The organism is Mesorhizobium waitakense, from assembly GCF_056431085.1.
Map to the genome: position 1 here is coordinate 1 of NZ_JBWKME010000046.1, position 16,191 is coordinate 16,191.

The following is a 16,191-nucleotide window of genomic DNA, read 5'->3' on the forward strand; positions in this document are numbered from 1 at the left end:
TTGATCTCTACCTCAACCGCAAGCGCCCCTCCCGCGCAGCGGGTTCGTTCTGCGGCCACATTTCGGCCATTCACAAAGTGAGTCCTGGGCCAACTCAGGCTAAACTGGTATGTCGAGCCAGCAATCAATCTCGTTCGTTGTTTTCGGGTTTGCCAGACCATACGAGATCATACGAAGGATATGGGCTGGCTAACCATACGCTAACATATTGATTTCCAGTGGAAAACGACGACCCTCAGCGACTAATATAATCGTTATCTATCAATAGCTTACGAAGAGGTTCGCCAAAGTCGATTCAAGGAGCCGGTCCGCCACTCGCCGATCGCATTTATCTTCTAGCGAACGGCAGCTCTGCGCCTGCACCTCGGTCATTCAATCGGCTATTGCCGTCGTCCAAAAGCCGACATCGCTACGTCAGCCGCTGAAGGCTAATTTGAGACCGATCGAAGCGTCCGTCGAACGCGTCGACAACGGAAAGTTCGGCAAAATACGTGCTGAGGAGTGCTCGCCAGCAATGGGGCCATACTTTCGCGTCGCCGGCGGTGTTCGGCGTGACTGGCATGCTTACTCAAAAGATTGCACCAAACCGACCTCACTGCGTTCTACACTGCGTCTCCTGTCGAGCGCTGATAAGTATCGAATCTTCGTCCTGATATTCGTCAATCTCCGGCCAATGAAAACTCGTTGGCGATGGTGACGTGGTGGTGAATGCGACCCTCGAAGTACCTGGACAACACTGCCTCTGTCGCGGCACGCGATTCAGCGCGTACGGGGCTGGCCAAAGCCGCATCGACGGCCGCCATATCTGGGTAGTTGATCGCCAGGATCATCGGAAATTCAGGCGCACCATCGTCGCGTTTTTCCGCGAAGCTGACTCGAACGTCGAGCGCGCCCGGGAAGGCCTTCCACTTCGGCAGAACCGTCTCAATCACGTCCTTGCGGAACGCTTCGATCTGACCTTCCTTCACTTTGCCTTCAAACAACGCATAGCGCGTGATCATCTGCTCGGTTCCTCATCCTTGCGTTGGAAAAATTCCATCAGTGCCGCCTGGTCCTCGCCGCCCAGCCCTGCGGCCGTCAATAGCCGGTGCACCTCGGCGCAGACGGCCGTCAGCGGCATTGCGGTGTGCGTGCGCCGCGCCAGGTCCTGGGCGGCGTTGAGGTCCTTCACCATGTTGTCGATGCGGCCGGTTCGCCGGTAGTCGCGGGTGGCGAAGCGCGGCAGGTATTCCTGCAGGATGGCGCTGTCGGCGCGGCCGCCTTTCAGCGCCTGCGGGATCTTGAGCGCGTCGACGCCGGCGTCGAGCGCCAGCTTGGTCGCTTCGGCGACGGCCATGAAGTTCAGCGCGCACAGCACCTGGTTGATCAGCTTGGTCGTCTGGCCGGCTCCGGCCGGGCCCATATGCGTGTAGTTGGTGGCGACGTGGCGCAGCACCTTGTGGGCGTCGGCCACGTCCTCGGCTTCGCCGCCGGCCATCAGCGTCAATTCTCCGGTCAGCGCCTTGGGCGCGCCGCCAGACAGCGGACTGTCGACCCAGCGCAAACCCTTCTCGCTGGCGTCGGCGGCGAGTTGGCGCGTCGCGTCGGGGTCGATGGACGACATGTCGATGATCAGCGTGCCGGGCTTCGCCCCAGCCGCCACGCCGGCATCGCCGAACACGGCGCGGCGCACGATCGCCGCCGAATTAAGGCTGAGGATCACGTAGTCGGACGCGCCGGCGGCCTCGGCCGCGCTCGCCATGGCGGTCGCGCCCCTGGCGACCAGCGCCTCCACCTTGGCCTTGTCGAGATCGAACACGGCGAGGCGATTGCCGGTGGCAAGCAGGCGCTCGCCGATCGCCCCGCCCATAGCGCCGGCGCCGATCAATGAGACTTTGTGGGTCATGACGATCGCTCCCCGAATTTCGTTGTTATGTCCGCGACAATCTCATCGAGCGGCGCGTCGATCGGCACGGCGATCGCATTCTCGTCCTTGCCCGGCACTTCCAGTGTCGCGAACTGGCTGTCGAGAAGGCTGGTCGGCATGAAGTGGCCGGTGCGCTCATGCATGCGCTTCGAGATCGGCTCGCGCGAGCCGTCGAGATGGATGAACAGCACCGGCGCACCCGCCTGCTCGGTGATGAAATCGCGATAGGCGCGCTTCAGCGCCGAGCAGCCGACGATGACCGGCGCGGGCCCTAGCCGCAGCGTTTCGCCGACCTTGGACAGCCATGGCCACCGGTCGGCATCGTCCAGCGGAATGCCGGCGCTCATCTTGGCGATGTTGGCCTCAGGGTGCAGCTTGTCGCCGTCCACGAATGTCGCCGCGATTGCGCGGGCGAGCGCCTCGCCGATCGTCGTCTTGCCCGAACCGGTGACGCCCATGACCACCATGCGCGGCGGCCGGTCAGATCGAAGCTGTGATGCCGCCATCGACATAGAGAATGTGTCCGTTGACAAAGGATGATGCGTCGGAGGCCAGGAAGACGCAGGCGCCGACCAGCTCCTCGACCTTGCCCCAGCGGCCGGCCGGGGTGCGCTTTTCGAGCCATGCGCTGAAGGCCGGGTCGGCGACGAGTGCCGCGTTGAGCGGCGTGTCGAAATAGCCGGGCGCGATCGCGTTGCATTGCAGGCCGTGCCTGGCCCAGTCGGTCGCCATGCCCTTGGTCAAATTGCCGACGGCGCCCTTGGTCGCCGTGTAGGGCGCGATGCCCGGCCGGGCGAGCGCGGTCTGCACGCTGGCGATGTTGATGATCTTGCCGCGGCCGCGCTTGATCATGTGCCGGGCCACCGCCTGGCCGACATGGAAGACGCTGGCGACATTGGTCTGCAGCAGGCGTTCGAACGCATCGGCGGGAAAATCCTCCAGCGGCGTGCGGAACTGCATGCCGGCATTGTTGACGAGAACGTCGATCGGCTCGCTGGCTTGCTCGAAGGCGTCGATTGCGGCCCTGACGGCGTCGTGGTCGGTCGCGTCGAAGGCGAGCGTCGCGGCGCCTGGAATCTGCCCAGCCGCAACCGTGAGCTTCGCCTCGTCACGGCCGTTGAGCACCACTCTGGCGCCGGCCTCGGCCAGCCCTTTGGCCAAAGCAAATCCGATGCCCTGCGAGGAGCCGGTCACGAGCGCGGTGCGCCCGCCGAGATTGAACAGATTGGATGACATTTTTCCGATTGCCTCTCGTCGCTGAGCGTCTTATGTTATCGATAACATCATCCGTCAAGTCAAGTGGAGAGAATAGCGATGCAGCGGCCTCACATCCTTCAGGTTGGACCCTATCCGGCATGGGACGAGGAGCCGCTCAACGAAGCCTTCACGGTGCACCGCTATTTCGCGGCCGACGACAAGCAGGCTTTCCTCGCCGGGATCGGGTCGCAAGTGCGCGCCATCGCCACGCGCGGCGAGCTCGGCGCGAACCGCGCCATGATCGAGGCCTGCCCTTCGCTCGAGGTCGTGTCTGTCTATGGCGTCGGTTTCGACGCGGTCGATCTCGCGGCATGCCGGGAGCGCGGCGTGCGCGTCACCAACACGCCGGACGTGCTGACCAACGACGTCGCCGATCTCGGCATCGCCATGATGCTGTGCCAGTCGCGCGGCATGATCGGTGCCGAGCGCTGGGTTCGCGACGGCAGCTGGGCGGCGAAGGGGCTTTACCCGCTGAAGCGCCGCGTCTGGGGCCGGCGGGCCGGCGTGCTCGGACTCGGCCGCATCGGCTACGAGGTGGCCAAGCGCCTCGCCGGCTTCGGCATGGACATCGCCTACAGCGATGTCGCGCCGAAGGATTTCGCCCCGGATTGGGAATTCGTCGCCGATCCGGTCGCACTGGCCAGGCGTTCGGATTTCCTGTTCGTGACGCTTGCCGCGTCTGCCGCGACGCGCCACATCGTCAACAAGGATGTGCTCGCGGCGCTCGGCGAGGACGGCATGCTGATCAACATCTCGCGCGCCTCCAACATCGACGAGGACGCGTTGCTCGATGCGCTCGAGACGAAGGTGCTGGGCTCCGCCGCGCTCGACGTGTTCGAAGGCGAGCCGAAGCTCAATCCGCGCTTCCTGGCGCTCGACAATGTGCTGCTGCAGCCGCACCATGCGTCGGGCACCATCGAAACGCGCAAGGCGATGGGCAAACTGGTGCGCGACAATCTTGCCGCCCATTTCGCCGGCCAGCCATTGCTCACGCCGGTGCTCTAGGCTTGTCTTACGCAGATTCGGACGGAAAACCGCTGCACATTTTTCCTGGAATTGCCCGAGGAGTTCGCTGACCATGAAGTCGATCGTCATCCACGCCGCCAAGGACCTGCGCATCGAGGACCGTCCGGTCGAGGAGCCGGGCCCGGGCCAGGTGCTGTTGCGTCTCGCCGCCGGCGGCATCTGCGGCAGCGATCTGCACTACTACAATCATGGCGGCTTCGGAACGGTGCGCCTGAAGGAGCCGATGATTCTCGGCCACGAGGTGTCCGGCGTCATCGAAAAGCTGGGTTCTGGCGTCAGCGGGCTCAAGCCCGGCCAACTGGTCGCGGTGTCGCCGTCGCGGCCCTGCTACAGCTGCCGCTACTGCCGCGAAGGGATGCACAACCAGTGCCTCAACATGCGCTTCTACGGCAGCGCGATGCCGTTTCCGCACATCCAGGGCGCGTTCCGCGAAATGCTGGTGGCGGACGCGCTGCAATGCGTGCCGGCCGACGGATTGAGCGCCGGCGAGGCGGCGATGGCCGAACCGCTGGCGGTTTGTCTCCACGCCACACGCCGGGCCGGCGAAATACTCGGCAAGCGCGTGCTGGTGACCGGCTGCGGACCGATCGGCCTCTTGTCGATCGTCAGCGCGCGACGCGCCGGCGCGGCCGAAATCGTTGCCGTCGACATCACCGACTTCACCCTGGCGATGGCAATGCGCGCCGGCGCCGACAAGACCATCAACACAAAAGCCGATCCGGAAGGGCTGGCGCCGTATCTCGCCGACAAGGGGACGTTCGACATCCTCTATGAATGCTCGGGTGCCGCGGCGGCACTGGCGCAGGGCATCGCGGCGCTGCGTCCTCGCGGTACGATAGTCCAGCTCGGCCTCGGTGGTGCCGAGATGGCGCTGCCGATGTCGGCAGTCACCGCCAAGGAACTGACGATCAACGGCTCGTTCCGCTTCCACCCCGAATTCGCCGTCGGGGTCGAGCTGATGCGCAAGGGACTGATCGACGTCAAGCCGCTGATCACCCACACCGTGGCCTGCGACGAGGCCTTGTCCGGCTTCGAACTTGCCAATGACCGCAGCCGGGCGATGAAGGTTCAGATCGCCTTCGCATAAGCATCGCGGCGCGTTGCATTCCGCAGTGATATCGATAACGTACGGCGATGCAGCCTTCGCCCAAACGCCCAACCATGGCCGATGTCGCGCATCGCGCCAACGTCTCTACGATGACGGTGTCGCGCGCCTTCAAGAGCGACGCGTCGGTGAGCGCCGACACGCGCGACCGCATCCTGCAGGCGGCGGAAGAGCTCGGCTATGTCTTCGACAGTATCGCCGCCAACCTGTCGTCGCGCCGCTCCGGTTTCGTGGCGGTGACGATCCCTTCGATCAACAACGCCAACTTCGCCGACACGGTGCGCGGCATGACCGAGGGCCTGCGTGACAGCGGGCTGGAAATCCTGCTTGGCTTCACCGACTACAATGTCGAGGAGGAGGAGCGCCTGGTCGGCCAACTGCTCAGGCGGCGGCCGGAAGCAATCATCGTCACCGGCGGCCGGCACACGCCGCGCTGCCGCAAGATGCTGGAGAATGCCGGCGTGCCGGTGGTGGAGACCTGGGACCTGCCGGATGATCCGATCGGTCACGTCGTCGGCTTCTCCAACGCCGCGGCCGGGCGGCTGATGGTCGATCATTTCATTCAGCGCGGCTACTCGAGGCTCGGCTTCATCGGCGGCGACACGTCGCGCGACACGCGTGGCCTCGACCGCCGGCGCGGCTTCGTCGCGGCGCTGCAGGACCGCGGCCTCGACGCCTCGCGCGTTATCGCCTCCGGCGTGCCGCCGATCTCGATGCGCGAGGGCGCCACCGCCATGGTCGAGATGATCTCGCGCTGGCCGGACACGCAAGCCGTGATGTGCGTGTCGGATCTTTCGGCTTTCGGCGCGCTGATGGAATGCGTGAGGCGCGGCATCCGCGTTCCCGACGACGTCGCGATTGCCGGTTTCGGCGCCTATGACCTCGCCGAACAGTCGGTGCCTTCGATCACCACGATCGATGTCGGCGCGCACGAGATCGGCATCCGCGTCGCCGAGCTGGTGCTCGACCTGCTCAACGGGCGCCGCGCGGCCGACGACCGGGTGGTGGTCGGCATGACACCCCAGGTGATCGTGCGCCATACGGCCTGAGTGGCCGACAGCACAAGGAACGGCCGGCGGGATGACCGCCGGCCGTTGCCCGGTTACCGCCCTGTCGAGCTTACTTGCCCCAGATCTTCTTGTATTGGTCGCGGTAGCCGTTGCCCGGATCGAAGCGGTTGTCCGGGCCGCCGTCGAACTCGACATTGTCCGACGTCACAACGTGCAGCGGCGAGATGTAACCCGACCATTTCTCGCCGGCCATGCCGCGGTTGAGCTCGTCGACGAGCTGCCAGCCCAAGGTTCAGCGGCTCGGCCACCGTCACCTTCTGGAACTGGCCGGAGCGGATGCGCTGGTAGGCGGATTCGGAACCGTCACCGGCGGCTACGTTGATCGGCGCGTCGGTGCCGGATTTGCCGGCGGCCGCCAGCGACGGGCCCATGAAGTCGAAATAGAGATCGTTGATCGCCAGCGAATGGGTCCAGGCATCGCCGTATTTCTGCAGGAGCGAGGTGGTGAGCTGCGGCATGCGCTGCGAGGTCTCGGCGATGGGCGTGTCGACATATTCGAGCACCTTGCCGCCGAGATCCTCGATCTCCTTCTTCATTCGGTCCGCCTTGGCGATAGCGATCTGGTAGGTGGAATCGGTGAAGATGATGACGCCGGGCTTGCCCGTGGCGTCGACGAAGGCCCAGTCGGCCGCCGCCTTCGACACTTCCATCGGATCGGTCGAGACGTTGGCGATGATGTCGAGATCGTCGATCGGACCGACCGTCGGCGCCGCATGCCATGCCGCCATCGGGATCTTGGCCGCCTTGGCCTGCTCCAGGGCCGGCTTCTGCTCGACGGCGTCGAAGCCGTTGATGATGATGCCGTCGGGGTTGAGCGCCAGCGCCTGGCCGAAGGCCGCGGTGCGGCCACCGATCGAGCCGGCGCCGTCAAGCGTCTTGACCGTCCAGCCGAGGGCCGCCGCCGCCTCCTCGACACCCTTGGTGACGCCGAGGATGCCGCCGTTCTTCATGTCGGCGCCGAGCACGACGATGGTCTTGCCAGCGGCGCCTTTTGGCCCCGTGGTCGGACCGTCCCATTTCTCGACCTTGCTGGCGTATTTGTCGACGACGGCCTTGGCGTCGGCCATCGGGTCGGCAAGGGTCGGCGAGGCGATGCCGAGCGCCAGGCAGGCGACGCCAAGCTGAAGGACTGTTCTGCGATGCATGTTTCTTCTCCCATTAAGCATTGTCGTTTGTCTTTGTTGGTTGGTGGGTAATCGATGGGGGCGGCACGACGGCGCCGCGGCGGCGCTGCGCGTAGCCGGCAATGCCGATGGCGACGAGCAGGGTGACGCCGTTGAACAGCGGCTCGACCCAGAACGAACCGCCGAACTGCTGGATGCCGGAAATGCCGGCGGCGAGGATGACGACGCCGATGATCGTGCCCCAGACATTGACGCGGCCGGGCTTGATGGTGGTCGATCCGAGGAAGGCGCCGACGAGCGCCGGCAGGAGGTATTCGAGGCCGACGCTGGCCTGGCCGATCCGGAGCTTGGAGGCGAGAAGCACGCCGCCCAGCGCCGTCAGCGCGCCGGAGGCGACGAAGGCGCCCATGACGAATTTCTGCACCGGTATGCCGTTGAGCGCGGCGGCCTTGGGATTGGCGCCGATGGCGTAGAGGTAGCGGCCGATCGGCATATATTCGAGCACCAGCCACATCACCAGCGCCAGGATGACCACGTAGTAGCCGGTGATGGGCAGGCCGAACAGCATGGTGCCGTTGAGGGAGAGGAAGCCGTCGGGCAGCACACCGACGACCTGGCGGCCGCCCGTGTACCACATGGCCAAGGCGTAGAGCACGGTGCCGGTGCCGAGCGTGGCGATGAAGGAATCGATGCGCGCCACCTCGACCAGCAGGCCGTTGATGAAGCCGGTCAGGACGCCGAGCAGGATGACGATGAGCACCGCGATCGGCCAGGGGATGCCGAAGGCGGTCTGCAGGCTGATGGCCAATATATGCCACAGCACGATGCCGTAGCCGACTGTCAGGTCGATGCGGCCCGAAGCCATGGGGATCATCGCCGCCAGCGACAGGAGCGCGATGATCGCCTTGTCGGAGATGATCGAGCGCAGATTGAGCAGCGTCGGGAACGTGCGCGGCAGGAGCAGCGAAAACAGCAGGATCAAGAGCAGCGTCAGGATCGGCAAGCCGTAGACCGGCAGATAGCGCGCCGCCTTCTGGCCAAAGCTAAGCCCGGAGAGTTCCGAGCGGGTCGGCTCCAGCGCCGTCGATTTGATCGAGTTCATGGATCCTCCTCAGGCGGCTTCGGATACGGAGGCGGCGTGGATAAGCGCCGCCGTCGTCAAGGCATCGCCGGCCAGTTCACGCACGATGCGGTTATGCGAAAAGACAAGGGCGCGATGGCAGATATGGGCGACCTCCTCGAAATCCGTGGACACGACGATGACCGCCAGTCCTGCCTCGACGGCGGCCGCGATCAGCCGGTAGATCTCGGCCTTGGCGCCGACATCGACGCCGGCCGTCGGATCCTCGGCGATCAGGAGCTTGCGGCCCGTCGCCAGCCAGCGGCCGACGACGACCTTCTGCTGGTTGCCGCCGGAGAGCGCCTCGATCGGCAGATGCGGATCGTTTGGCCTCAGCCCCAGCCGCGCGCCGAGCGCCTGCGTCAGCTCGCTCTCCCGCGCCGGCTTCATGAAGGAAAACAGCCCGCGGCCGACCGCCGACGGGTTGAGATACATGTTCTCGCGCACGGAGAGTGACAACGCCACCGACTCCTCGGTGCGGTCGCGCGCGATCAGTCCGACACCAGCGGCAAGGGCGGCGCCGACCGAGGACAGCTCGAGGCGCCTGCCGTCGAGTGAGACACTGCCCTCGAAAGGCTCGGTGCCGAACAGCGCGCGCCCGACGACTTCCTGTCCGGCGCCGCGCAGGCCGACCAGTCCGAGCAGTTCGCCCGATCGCGCCTCGAAGCGAACCGGACCGACGCTGCCGCAGCGCAGATCCTCGACCTTCAGGCGCTCCGGTCCGTCCTGCCAGCGCGACTTGGCGAACATCTGATGCGCGGGGCGGCCGACGATGAGGTCGACCAGTTCCTGCGGCGTCGTTTCGGCAACCGGCTTCACCGCCACCATGCGGCCGTCGCGCATGACGGCGACGCGGTCGGCGATGCGGAAGACTTCGTCCAGCCGGTGCGAGACATAGATCATGCCGACTCCGCGCTGGCGCAGCGGCCGCAGCGCCTCGAACAGGCGCTCGACCTCGTCTGCCGGCAGGCTGGCCGTCGGTTCGTCGAGCACCAGCACGTCGGCTTCGGTGGCCAAAGCGCGGGCGATCGCCACCAGCGATTTTTCCGTGCGCGACAGATCCTGCACGCGTGTCGCCGGATCGAAAGTGCAGCCGACCAGCGCCAGGGCGCTTTCGGCACGCCGCTCGGTGTCGCCCCAGTCGATCAGGCCCGAGCGGCGCGAGAAACCCTGCGCCATGCCGACATTCTCGGCCACCGTCATCCATTCGATGAGGCCGAGATCCTGATGGATGAAGGCGACCTTCTGCGGCTGGTTGGGGCGTGGCGGGCGGTGGTGGTAGTCCTCGCCGCGAAAGCGGATCGCGCCCTGGTCGCGCTTGTGGATGCCGGCCAGCGCCTTGATCAGCGTCGACTTGCCGGCGCCGTTCTCGCCCAGCAGCGCCACGATCTCGCCCTCGTGGATGTCGAGGGAGACCGACTTCAACGCCAGCGTGCCGCCGAAGCGCTTGGAGATGTCGATGAATTCGATGAGCTTGGGCCGCATCGTTTTGGCCTCCTCCCAAGCCAAGAAAACGGTTTGAATTGATACCGATGTTATCGCTAACATTTTTGCAGGTCAAGTCTTGAAAATGGGTCGCCGCGAAGGCTATCGATAGCTCCGGTTTCGCGGAGGATGAGGCATGTTCGGAGACATAGAGGGCGCTGGCTTCGAGGTTCTCGACGAGCGGTTCGAGAGCTGTTTCGTCGGCCATGTGGCGGTCGAGCGGCTGTGGACTGGCGGGCGCTGGCTGGAAGGTCCGGCATGGTTCGCGGCCGGGCGGTATCTGGTGTTTTCGGACATCCCGAACGACCGCATCATGCGCTACGACGATACCAACGGCGTGGTCTCGGTGTTCCGTGCGCCCTCCAGCAACGCCAACGGCAACACCGTCGACATGGAGGGGCGGCTGGTCACCTGCGAGCATCGCGCGCGCCGCGTCACCCGCACCGAGCATGACGGATCGATCACGGTGATCGCCGACCGTTTCGAGGACAGGCGGCTGAACTCGCCAAACGACGTGGTGGTGCGCTCGGATGGCACTGTGTGGTTTTCCGATCCGCCCTATGGCATCGCGACCGACTATGAGGGCGATCACGCCGGACAGGAGATCGAGGGCTGCCACGTCTATCGCGCCGACCCCCTCACCGGCGAGGTGGCGCGCGTCGTCTCGACGATGGCCAAGCCAAACGGTCTCGCCTTCTCGCCGGACGAGGCCATCCTCTATATCGGCGACACCGGCATCACGCACCAGAAGGACGGGCCGCGGCACATCCGCAAGTTCGCCGTCGAAGGTGCGACGCTCGGGGAACTCGGCGTTTTCGCCACCTGCGGCGCAGGCCTGTTCGACGGGTTCAGGGTGGATACGGCCGGGCGTGTGTGGGCGGGCGCCGGCGACGGCGTCCACTGCTTCGATCCCGACGGCACGCTGATCGGCAAGATCCGCATTCCGGAGACGGTGGCGAACCTCACCTTCGGCGGCGCCAAGCGCAACCGCCTGTTCATCACGGCGCGGCAGTCGCTCTATTCGGTGTTTGTCGTCGCCAATGCGGCAGCACGAGCGTGAGTTCGAAGAGAGGGATGTTGGCCATCCGACCACAAGGTTCAAATGCGCTTCCCATTCTGACCCGTGGCCGATAGGCTACAGAAGGTGTTGCGGACGGCGTCAAGGTCGACATGCTCGATGCCGACGAAGTCCGCCAGCTCGAACCGGCCTTGGCGCCGATCTTCAAGAGTGCGGCCTATCTGCCCGAACAAGGGCAGTGCCCCAACCCCGGCCGTCTTGTCGCCAAGCTCGCCGAACATGCGGCACGTCAGGGCGCCCGCTTCATCAGGGCAAAAGTGCTCGGCTTCGATATGGGGCCAATGGTCCCTCGGCGCTGAGGCTGGAAGGCGGCGGGCGCATGCCGGTCGAAACCGTGGTGCTGTGCGCCGGCGCCTGGTCGGGCGATCTTGCCCGCAAGCTCGGCGACCGCATTCCGTTGGAAACTGAGCGTGGCTACCACATCATGGTCAGGGGTGCCGATACCGGCCTGCGCATCCAGACCATTTCGGCTGACCGCAAGTTCGTTGCGTCGCCGATGGAGGAGGGCCTGCGGATCGCCGGCAATGTCGAATTCGCCGGCCTGAGGGCGCCTGCCAACATGAACCGGGCGGATGTTCTCCTGAAACAGGCGCGGCCGATGTTCCGAAAACTGGAGGTAGGCGAGGTCACACGCTGGATGGGGCATCGTCCCGGCACACCCGATAGCATACCGGTCATCGACCGCGCGTCGCGGGCGAAGAACGTCATCTACGCCTTCGGCCACGGCCATCAGGGCCTGATCGGAGGGGCTGTCACCGGCAAGATCGTGTCGCAGCTTGCCTCCGGTCTGCCGCCGGTAATCGATCTGACGCCTTTCCGGGCTGATAGGTTCTGATTGATCACAGTTCACTGGCAAGATTGAGAAGCCGTTCCCACCAGTGATAACCGACTTTACCCGTTCTTTCAGGAGGAAGCGACGACGTGACCCCAGACGCAAAGGCAGATTTGGAATCGGTCGGGTTGATCGATCCGCAACGCGCCTACACAGTACTGATCTGCGATCTGGTTGGCCTGCTCTTCGGCCCCGACGGCAAGCCCGACTCCAGCGAGGTGCAGAGCCATATCGAAGCCAAGGGCGGCCGCTTTCATGCGACAGCGCTTGGCGACAAGACCAGCCTCGAACCTGGCCGGGTCCATTTCTTCTATCAGCCGGATCTCAGCACGCGAGAAGAGCTTATCGAAGCCGCCGGCGACGGGCGCTATGACGCCGTCATCGCGGCAGCGACCTTCCTGCCTGCCGAGACCGTCTTTCCGCTCGCCGGCGTGCGGATCGGCGCCGGCACCGGCAATATGGGCTCACGCTCGTGGGGCGGCGGCAACGGCGAGGGTGGCACCGCAGTGCTGATGAACACGCCCGGCATCAACAGCCGCGCCACGGCGCAGATGGTGATGAAGGCGATCCTCAAAGTGTTGCCGGACCTTCCGGTCGACAGGCTTCACGACCGAGTGGTGCGCGGCGCTTTCGACACCGGCAGGGACCTGCGCGGCTTTCCCACCGAGAAGCTCGAAGGCAAGACGATCGCCATCATCGGCTACGGCAATATCGGCCGCGAGGTGGCCAAGCTCGCCCGCGCCTTCGGCATGCGCGTGGTGATCCACGCACGGCCACGCCATCGAGACTGGATAGAAGCCGAGGGTTTTGTCTGTGCGTCAGATCTCTGCGCCGCGGCTGAAGGCGCCGATGTACTGAGTGTCCATGTCGGACTGGGCAAGCAGGACGCGCAAACCGGGCGCTACGCCAACGCCGGGCTCGTCGGTGCGGATGTCCTGTCACGCATGAACAAGGGCGCGGTGCTGGTCAACTACGATCGCGGTGAGCTTGTCGACGTTCGGGCTCTTGACGACGCCCTGTCATCAGGACTTGTGCGCCATGCGGCAATCGATGCCGACCTGTTCAGGGATGCGACGACCGGCAGCCTCTCCGGGCCTATGCTACCTTATCTCGACCTGGTCGAGAGGCATGGCGGCAAGCTTGAACTTCTGCCGCATGCCGCGGCCGATACGGATCACCCTTCGCGCGTCGCCGGCGCCAGGCAGGCCGTCGACCAGATCTTCGACGTCATCTGCCAAAAATCGGTGACGAACGCCAAAGGCACCGTGCCGCCAGAGTATCTTTCACTGGGCGCAACCACGCCTTCGGGCATCGGACCAGTGACAGCGCGCGACCTTTTGCAATTGAATGAACAGGAATGCTCCGACCTCGCGGATCTCTGCGAGCGGCAAACCCGGTTGTGGCGGGCTCTTGCGGACGCGCGTCTGCGTGAGCGCGGCGAGATCGTCGCTGAACAAGGCGAAGAGCTTGTCCGGCTGATAAATCGCCTTTGCCTTGCAGTTGAAAAATCGAACCTCAAAGGGCCGTATCAGTAAAATATTGGTCCCGGAGAGCGCGAGCCGGCGGGCAGTGCTTTTTTGGTCTGCATTAGTCGGGTCTCTTCTTCGGGTCGCCAGGCCATACGAGAACATCCAAAGGATACGGTTTGGCGAACCACCCGCTAACTGTTTGTTTTTGTTGAAAAGACGACGTTCCTCCGGGCCCACCATACAAACAATATCAATAGTTTAGCCCCTGGCGATCAAAATTCGATCAATCTGGGCCTATTAGCGATTAGTCGCGACCGGGCAGTTCCCAAGGGCAAGGGAAGCGGACTCGTATCTGTTCGGTTCCAAACTCTCTGCTGTTAACGAACAGTCACACATAATCCAGATATTTCAGCCCCGAAAGACCTCCGAGCTACACGTGCGGTGATCGGCGGCAACCACCTGCGAATAGGACGATTCGACTAGGCAGCAGTCATGCGTCTGAGCGGTTTTGGAAATATGATGCGCGGAAGACCCCCGAACGCGCAGCTAGGGCTTTCTAGTCAATTCCAAGCAACGCTCTGGCAGCGCGCATCTGCGAGGCTGTAGTCACTTCTGGTCTCCAAATTTTTTACGCTTGTCAGGAAGAGCCCGCCTTCGCATTCACGCCATCGATCAGCGCGAGCAGTCCTTGCAGAATCTTGATCGGCGGCGGTGGACAACCGCCGATGTGCAGATCCACAGGTATCACATCGGATACTCCGCCGACGACGGCATAGCTGCCTGCGAAGCAACCGCCATCCTTTGCACAGTCGCCGATCGAGACCACCCATTTGGGGTTGGGCGTTGCGTCATAGGTTCGTTTCAACGCTTCGCACATGTTCTTGGTGACAGGACCTGTGACCATGAGCACATCGGCATGTCGCGGCGAGGCGACAAAACGGATCCCAAAGCGTTCGATGTCGTAAAAGGCGTTGTTGAGCGCGTGCATTTCAAGCTCGCAGCCGTTGCAGGAGCCAGCGTCGATCGCCCGAATCGATAGACTTCGCCCCAGCCGCTTGCGAGCGGCGCCATCGAGCGCGCGGGCGAGTTCATCGATCGCCGAATGGTTCGCCTCCGGCGGCCGTTCGGTGAGGGGAGGCCGTATCAGGCCTTGGAAGAGGTGCTTGCGCATGACAACCCGTCTCTAAAGGTCATGACCGGAATAGCTGCAATTGAATGATTTGTTGCAGAGCGGAAAATCGGCCACGATGTTTCCTTCAATCGCCGCTTCGAGCAGCGGCCATTGAAACCACGATGGATCACGCAGGCGGCATCGCTCGACCACGCCGTTTCGAGCGATACGGAGCCAGACCAGAACGTCGCCCCGAAATCCCTCGATGAGCGCCATGCCTTCGCGCAGTTCTCCTGCGTCTGCAACATCGACACGGATAGGGCCTTCTGGCAACCGTTCCAGGATCTGTTCGACCAGAGACAGGCTCTGATTGACCTCGTGGATGCGTACCCAGACACGTGCGTTCACGTCGCCCTCCTGGAGCAGAGGTACATCGAAGGTGAGTTCGCCGTATGGGGGATAGCCAAGATTGCGCCGCATGTCGAAATCCCGGCCGGACGCTCGTCCGACATAGCCGCCGGCGCCATATTGTCGTGCGAGTTCGGTCTTGAGCCGACCGGTCGCGACAGTCCGATCCTGCAGCGACGCGGTGTTGTCGTAAAGGTCAACCAAAGCGGGGAAGCGTTGCCTGACTTCCGCGATCAATGCGTGAACTGCGTTCGTCCCCTCATCGTTGAGGTAGTTCACTACTCCGCCCGGCACGATGCGATCGCGCATCAAACGATGGCCGAAGGCTATGTCGCTCGCGCGCAACACGCGTTCGCGCAGCACGCCGCAATGTGCATGCATGAGCGCGAAGGCAGCGTCGTTGCAAATGGCACCGATGTCGCCCAGATGATTGGCCAGACGCTCCATCTCGGCCATAAGCGCCCGCAACCATACTGCGCGCGGTGGCACCTCGACACCCAGTGCCGCTTCGGCCGCCCGGGCAAAAGCAAAAGAATATGCTACCGTGCTGTCGCCAGAGACTCTGCCTGCCAGCTCGGCCGCCTGGTCTAGCGCCAACCCCATCATCAGACCTTCTATGCCTTTGTGCGCATAGCCGAGACGCTCCTCCAGCCGGACGACCGTTTCGCCGCTTGCCGTGAACCGGAAATGCCCGGGCTCGATGATGCCGGCATGCACAGGGCCGACGGGGATCTGATGCAGGCTCTCGCCCTCAGCGGGAAGGAAACGATAAGGATGCAGCGGGGTAGCCGCGGTGTGGGCACCCACCGCCATCGGATAGCTGACACCCCATTGGCCGTGATCCAGCCACCGCCGCGTGTCGGGCAACCCCTGTGGCAGCAGCCCGAACAGATCCGCGGTTGCCCGCTCAAGACGTATCGCGGGTGGATGCAGGCGGCCGACCGATGGATAGCGACCGTGCGGGCATTCGAGGCTGACGACCCCAACGTCCCGGGTATTTCCGTCGACAAGTGCCATGTGGACGGTTCCCGGTTCGCCCCAGAGATCAAGCAGGGTCCAGTGGCCCTCGGCTAGCTGTTCTGCCGCAAAATTCCAGATTTTCGGAGTAACGACCGCACGCGCCCAGGGCATATGATGCTCGACGCAGTGGCTAGCAAGGATGAGATCGATCAATGCGGGCATGGTTGTCTCCTCATCTGC

Annotated in this window: 14 protein-coding genes and 2 pseudogenes; 7 read left to right on the forward strand and 9 right to left on the reverse strand. The window is 64.1% G+C overall.

Features of this window, described 5'->3' with window-relative positions; genetic code table 11:
- Positions 1–659: 659 nt before the first annotated feature.
- From AC07FD_RS10485 to AC07FD_RS10500, 4 genes are read right to left on the reverse strand one after another with little or no spacing between them, the layout of a single operon-like run.
- Positions 660–1,001 (reverse strand): hypothetical protein, encoded by a 342-nt coding sequence (locus tag AC07FD_RS10485; RefSeq protein WP_379022436.1) that lies wholly within the window; start codon positions 999–1,001, stop codon positions 660–662.
- Entirely contained in the window at positions 998–1,885 is an 888-nt protein-coding gene (locus tag AC07FD_RS10490; protein ID WP_379022438.1) for an NAD(P)-dependent oxidoreductase, read from the reverse strand. The genes AC07FD_RS10485 and AC07FD_RS10490 overlap by 4 nt, the downstream gene beginning before the upstream one ends.
- Positions 1,882–2,418, reverse strand: coding sequence for a gluconokinase (locus AC07FD_RS10495; protein ID WP_478349782.1), 537 nt, complete (start codon positions 2,416–2,418; stop codon positions 1,882–1,884). The genes AC07FD_RS10490 and AC07FD_RS10495 overlap by 4 nt, the downstream gene beginning before the upstream one ends.
- On the reverse strand, positions 2,387–3,142 hold the full coding sequence (locus AC07FD_RS10500; RefSeq protein WP_379022442.1) for an SDR family oxidoreductase: 756 nt from the start codon (positions 3,140–3,142) through the stop codon (positions 2,387–2,389). Before AC07FD_RS10500 ends, AC07FD_RS10495 begins: the two co-directional genes overlap by 32 nt.
- A gap of 78 nt (positions 3,143–3,220) precedes the next feature.
- Here AC07FD_RS10500 and AC07FD_RS10505 point away from each other — a divergent pair, with 78 nt between their 5' ends.
- The 3 genes from AC07FD_RS10505 (at position 3,221) to AC07FD_RS10515 (ending at position 6,343) form a co-directional block, all read left to right on the forward strand.
- On the forward strand, positions 3,221–4,168 hold the full coding sequence (locus tag AC07FD_RS10505; protein WP_379022444.1) for a 2-hydroxyacid dehydrogenase: 948 nt from the start codon (positions 3,221–3,223) through the stop codon (positions 4,166–4,168).
- Between the two features lie 73 nt (positions 4,169–4,241).
- Positions 4,242–5,276 carry an L-idonate 5-dehydrogenase gene (locus AC07FD_RS10510; protein ID WP_478349783.1) on the forward strand — a complete coding sequence of 345 codons (1,035 nt, stop codon included), beginning with the start codon at positions 4,242–4,244 and terminating at the stop codon, positions 5,274–5,276.
- Between the two features lie 47 nt (positions 5,277–5,323).
- Complete coding sequence (locus AC07FD_RS10515) at positions 5,324–6,343, forward strand: LacI family DNA-binding transcriptional regulator (protein WP_379022448.1); 1,020 nt, start codon at positions 5,324–5,326, stop codon at positions 6,341–6,343.
- Between the two features lie 70 nt (positions 6,344–6,413).
- Here the strand turns inward: AC07FD_RS10515 and AC07FD_RS10520 are convergent.
- The 3 genes and pseudogenes from AC07FD_RS10520 to AC07FD_RS10530 form a co-directional block, all read right to left on the reverse strand.
- Positions 6,414–7,509: pseudogene (locus tag AC07FD_RS10520) on the reverse strand (ABC transporter substrate-binding protein).
- Positions 7,510–7,522: 13 nt separating this feature from the next.
- Complete coding sequence (locus tag AC07FD_RS10525) at positions 7,523–8,590, reverse strand: ABC transporter permease (protein ID WP_379022450.1); 1,068 nt, start codon at positions 8,588–8,590, stop codon at positions 7,523–7,525.
- A gap of 9 nt (positions 8,591–8,599) precedes the next feature.
- Positions 8,600–10,093 carry a sugar ABC transporter ATP-binding protein gene (locus AC07FD_RS10530; RefSeq protein ID WP_478349784.1) on the reverse strand — a complete coding sequence of 498 codons (1,494 nt, stop codon included), beginning with the start codon at positions 10,091–10,093 and terminating at the stop codon, positions 8,600–8,602.
- Between the two features lie 136 nt (positions 10,094–10,229).
- On the opposite strand from AC07FD_RS10530, the gene AC07FD_RS10535 reads away from it, so the two are divergent.
- The 4 genes and pseudogenes from AC07FD_RS10535 to AC07FD_RS10550 all read left to right on the forward strand — a co-directional run bounded on the left by AC07FD_RS10535 (position 10,230) and on the right by AC07FD_RS10550 (position 13,538).
- Positions 10,230–11,153 carry an SMP-30/gluconolactonase/LRE family protein gene (locus AC07FD_RS10535; protein WP_478349785.1) on the forward strand — a complete coding sequence of 308 codons (924 nt, stop codon included), beginning with the start codon at positions 10,230–10,232 and terminating at the stop codon, positions 11,151–11,153.
- 104 nt (positions 11,154–11,257) lie between these two features.
- A pseudogene (locus tag AC07FD_RS10540) lies at positions 11,258–11,470 on the forward strand (FAD-dependent oxidoreductase); the annotation flags it as partial.
- 20 nt (positions 11,471–11,490) lie between these two features.
- Entirely contained in the window at positions 11,491–12,006 is a 516-nt protein-coding gene (locus AC07FD_RS10545) for an NAD(P)/FAD-dependent oxidoreductase (protein WP_478349786.1), read from the forward strand.
- An 86-nt stretch (positions 12,007–12,092) separates the two neighbouring features.
- Positions 12,093–13,538 carry an NAD(P)-dependent oxidoreductase gene (locus AC07FD_RS10550; RefSeq protein WP_478349787.1) on the forward strand — a complete coding sequence of 482 codons (1,446 nt, stop codon included), beginning with the start codon at positions 12,093–12,095 and terminating at the stop codon, positions 13,536–13,538.
- A gap of 571 nt (positions 13,539–14,109) precedes the next feature.
- Here AC07FD_RS10550 and AC07FD_RS10555 read toward each other — a convergent pair.
- Entirely contained in the window at positions 14,110–14,643 is a 534-nt protein-coding gene (locus tag AC07FD_RS10555; RefSeq protein ID WP_478349788.1) for an NADH-quinone oxidoreductase subunit B family protein, read from the reverse strand.
- Between the two features lie 12 nt (positions 14,644–14,655).
- Positions 14,656–16,173 carry a hydrogenase large subunit gene (locus AC07FD_RS10560; RefSeq protein WP_478349789.1) on the reverse strand — a complete coding sequence of 506 codons (1,518 nt, stop codon included), beginning with the start codon at positions 16,171–16,173 and terminating at the stop codon, positions 14,656–14,658.
- Between the last annotated feature and the right edge of the window lie 18 nt (positions 16,174–16,191).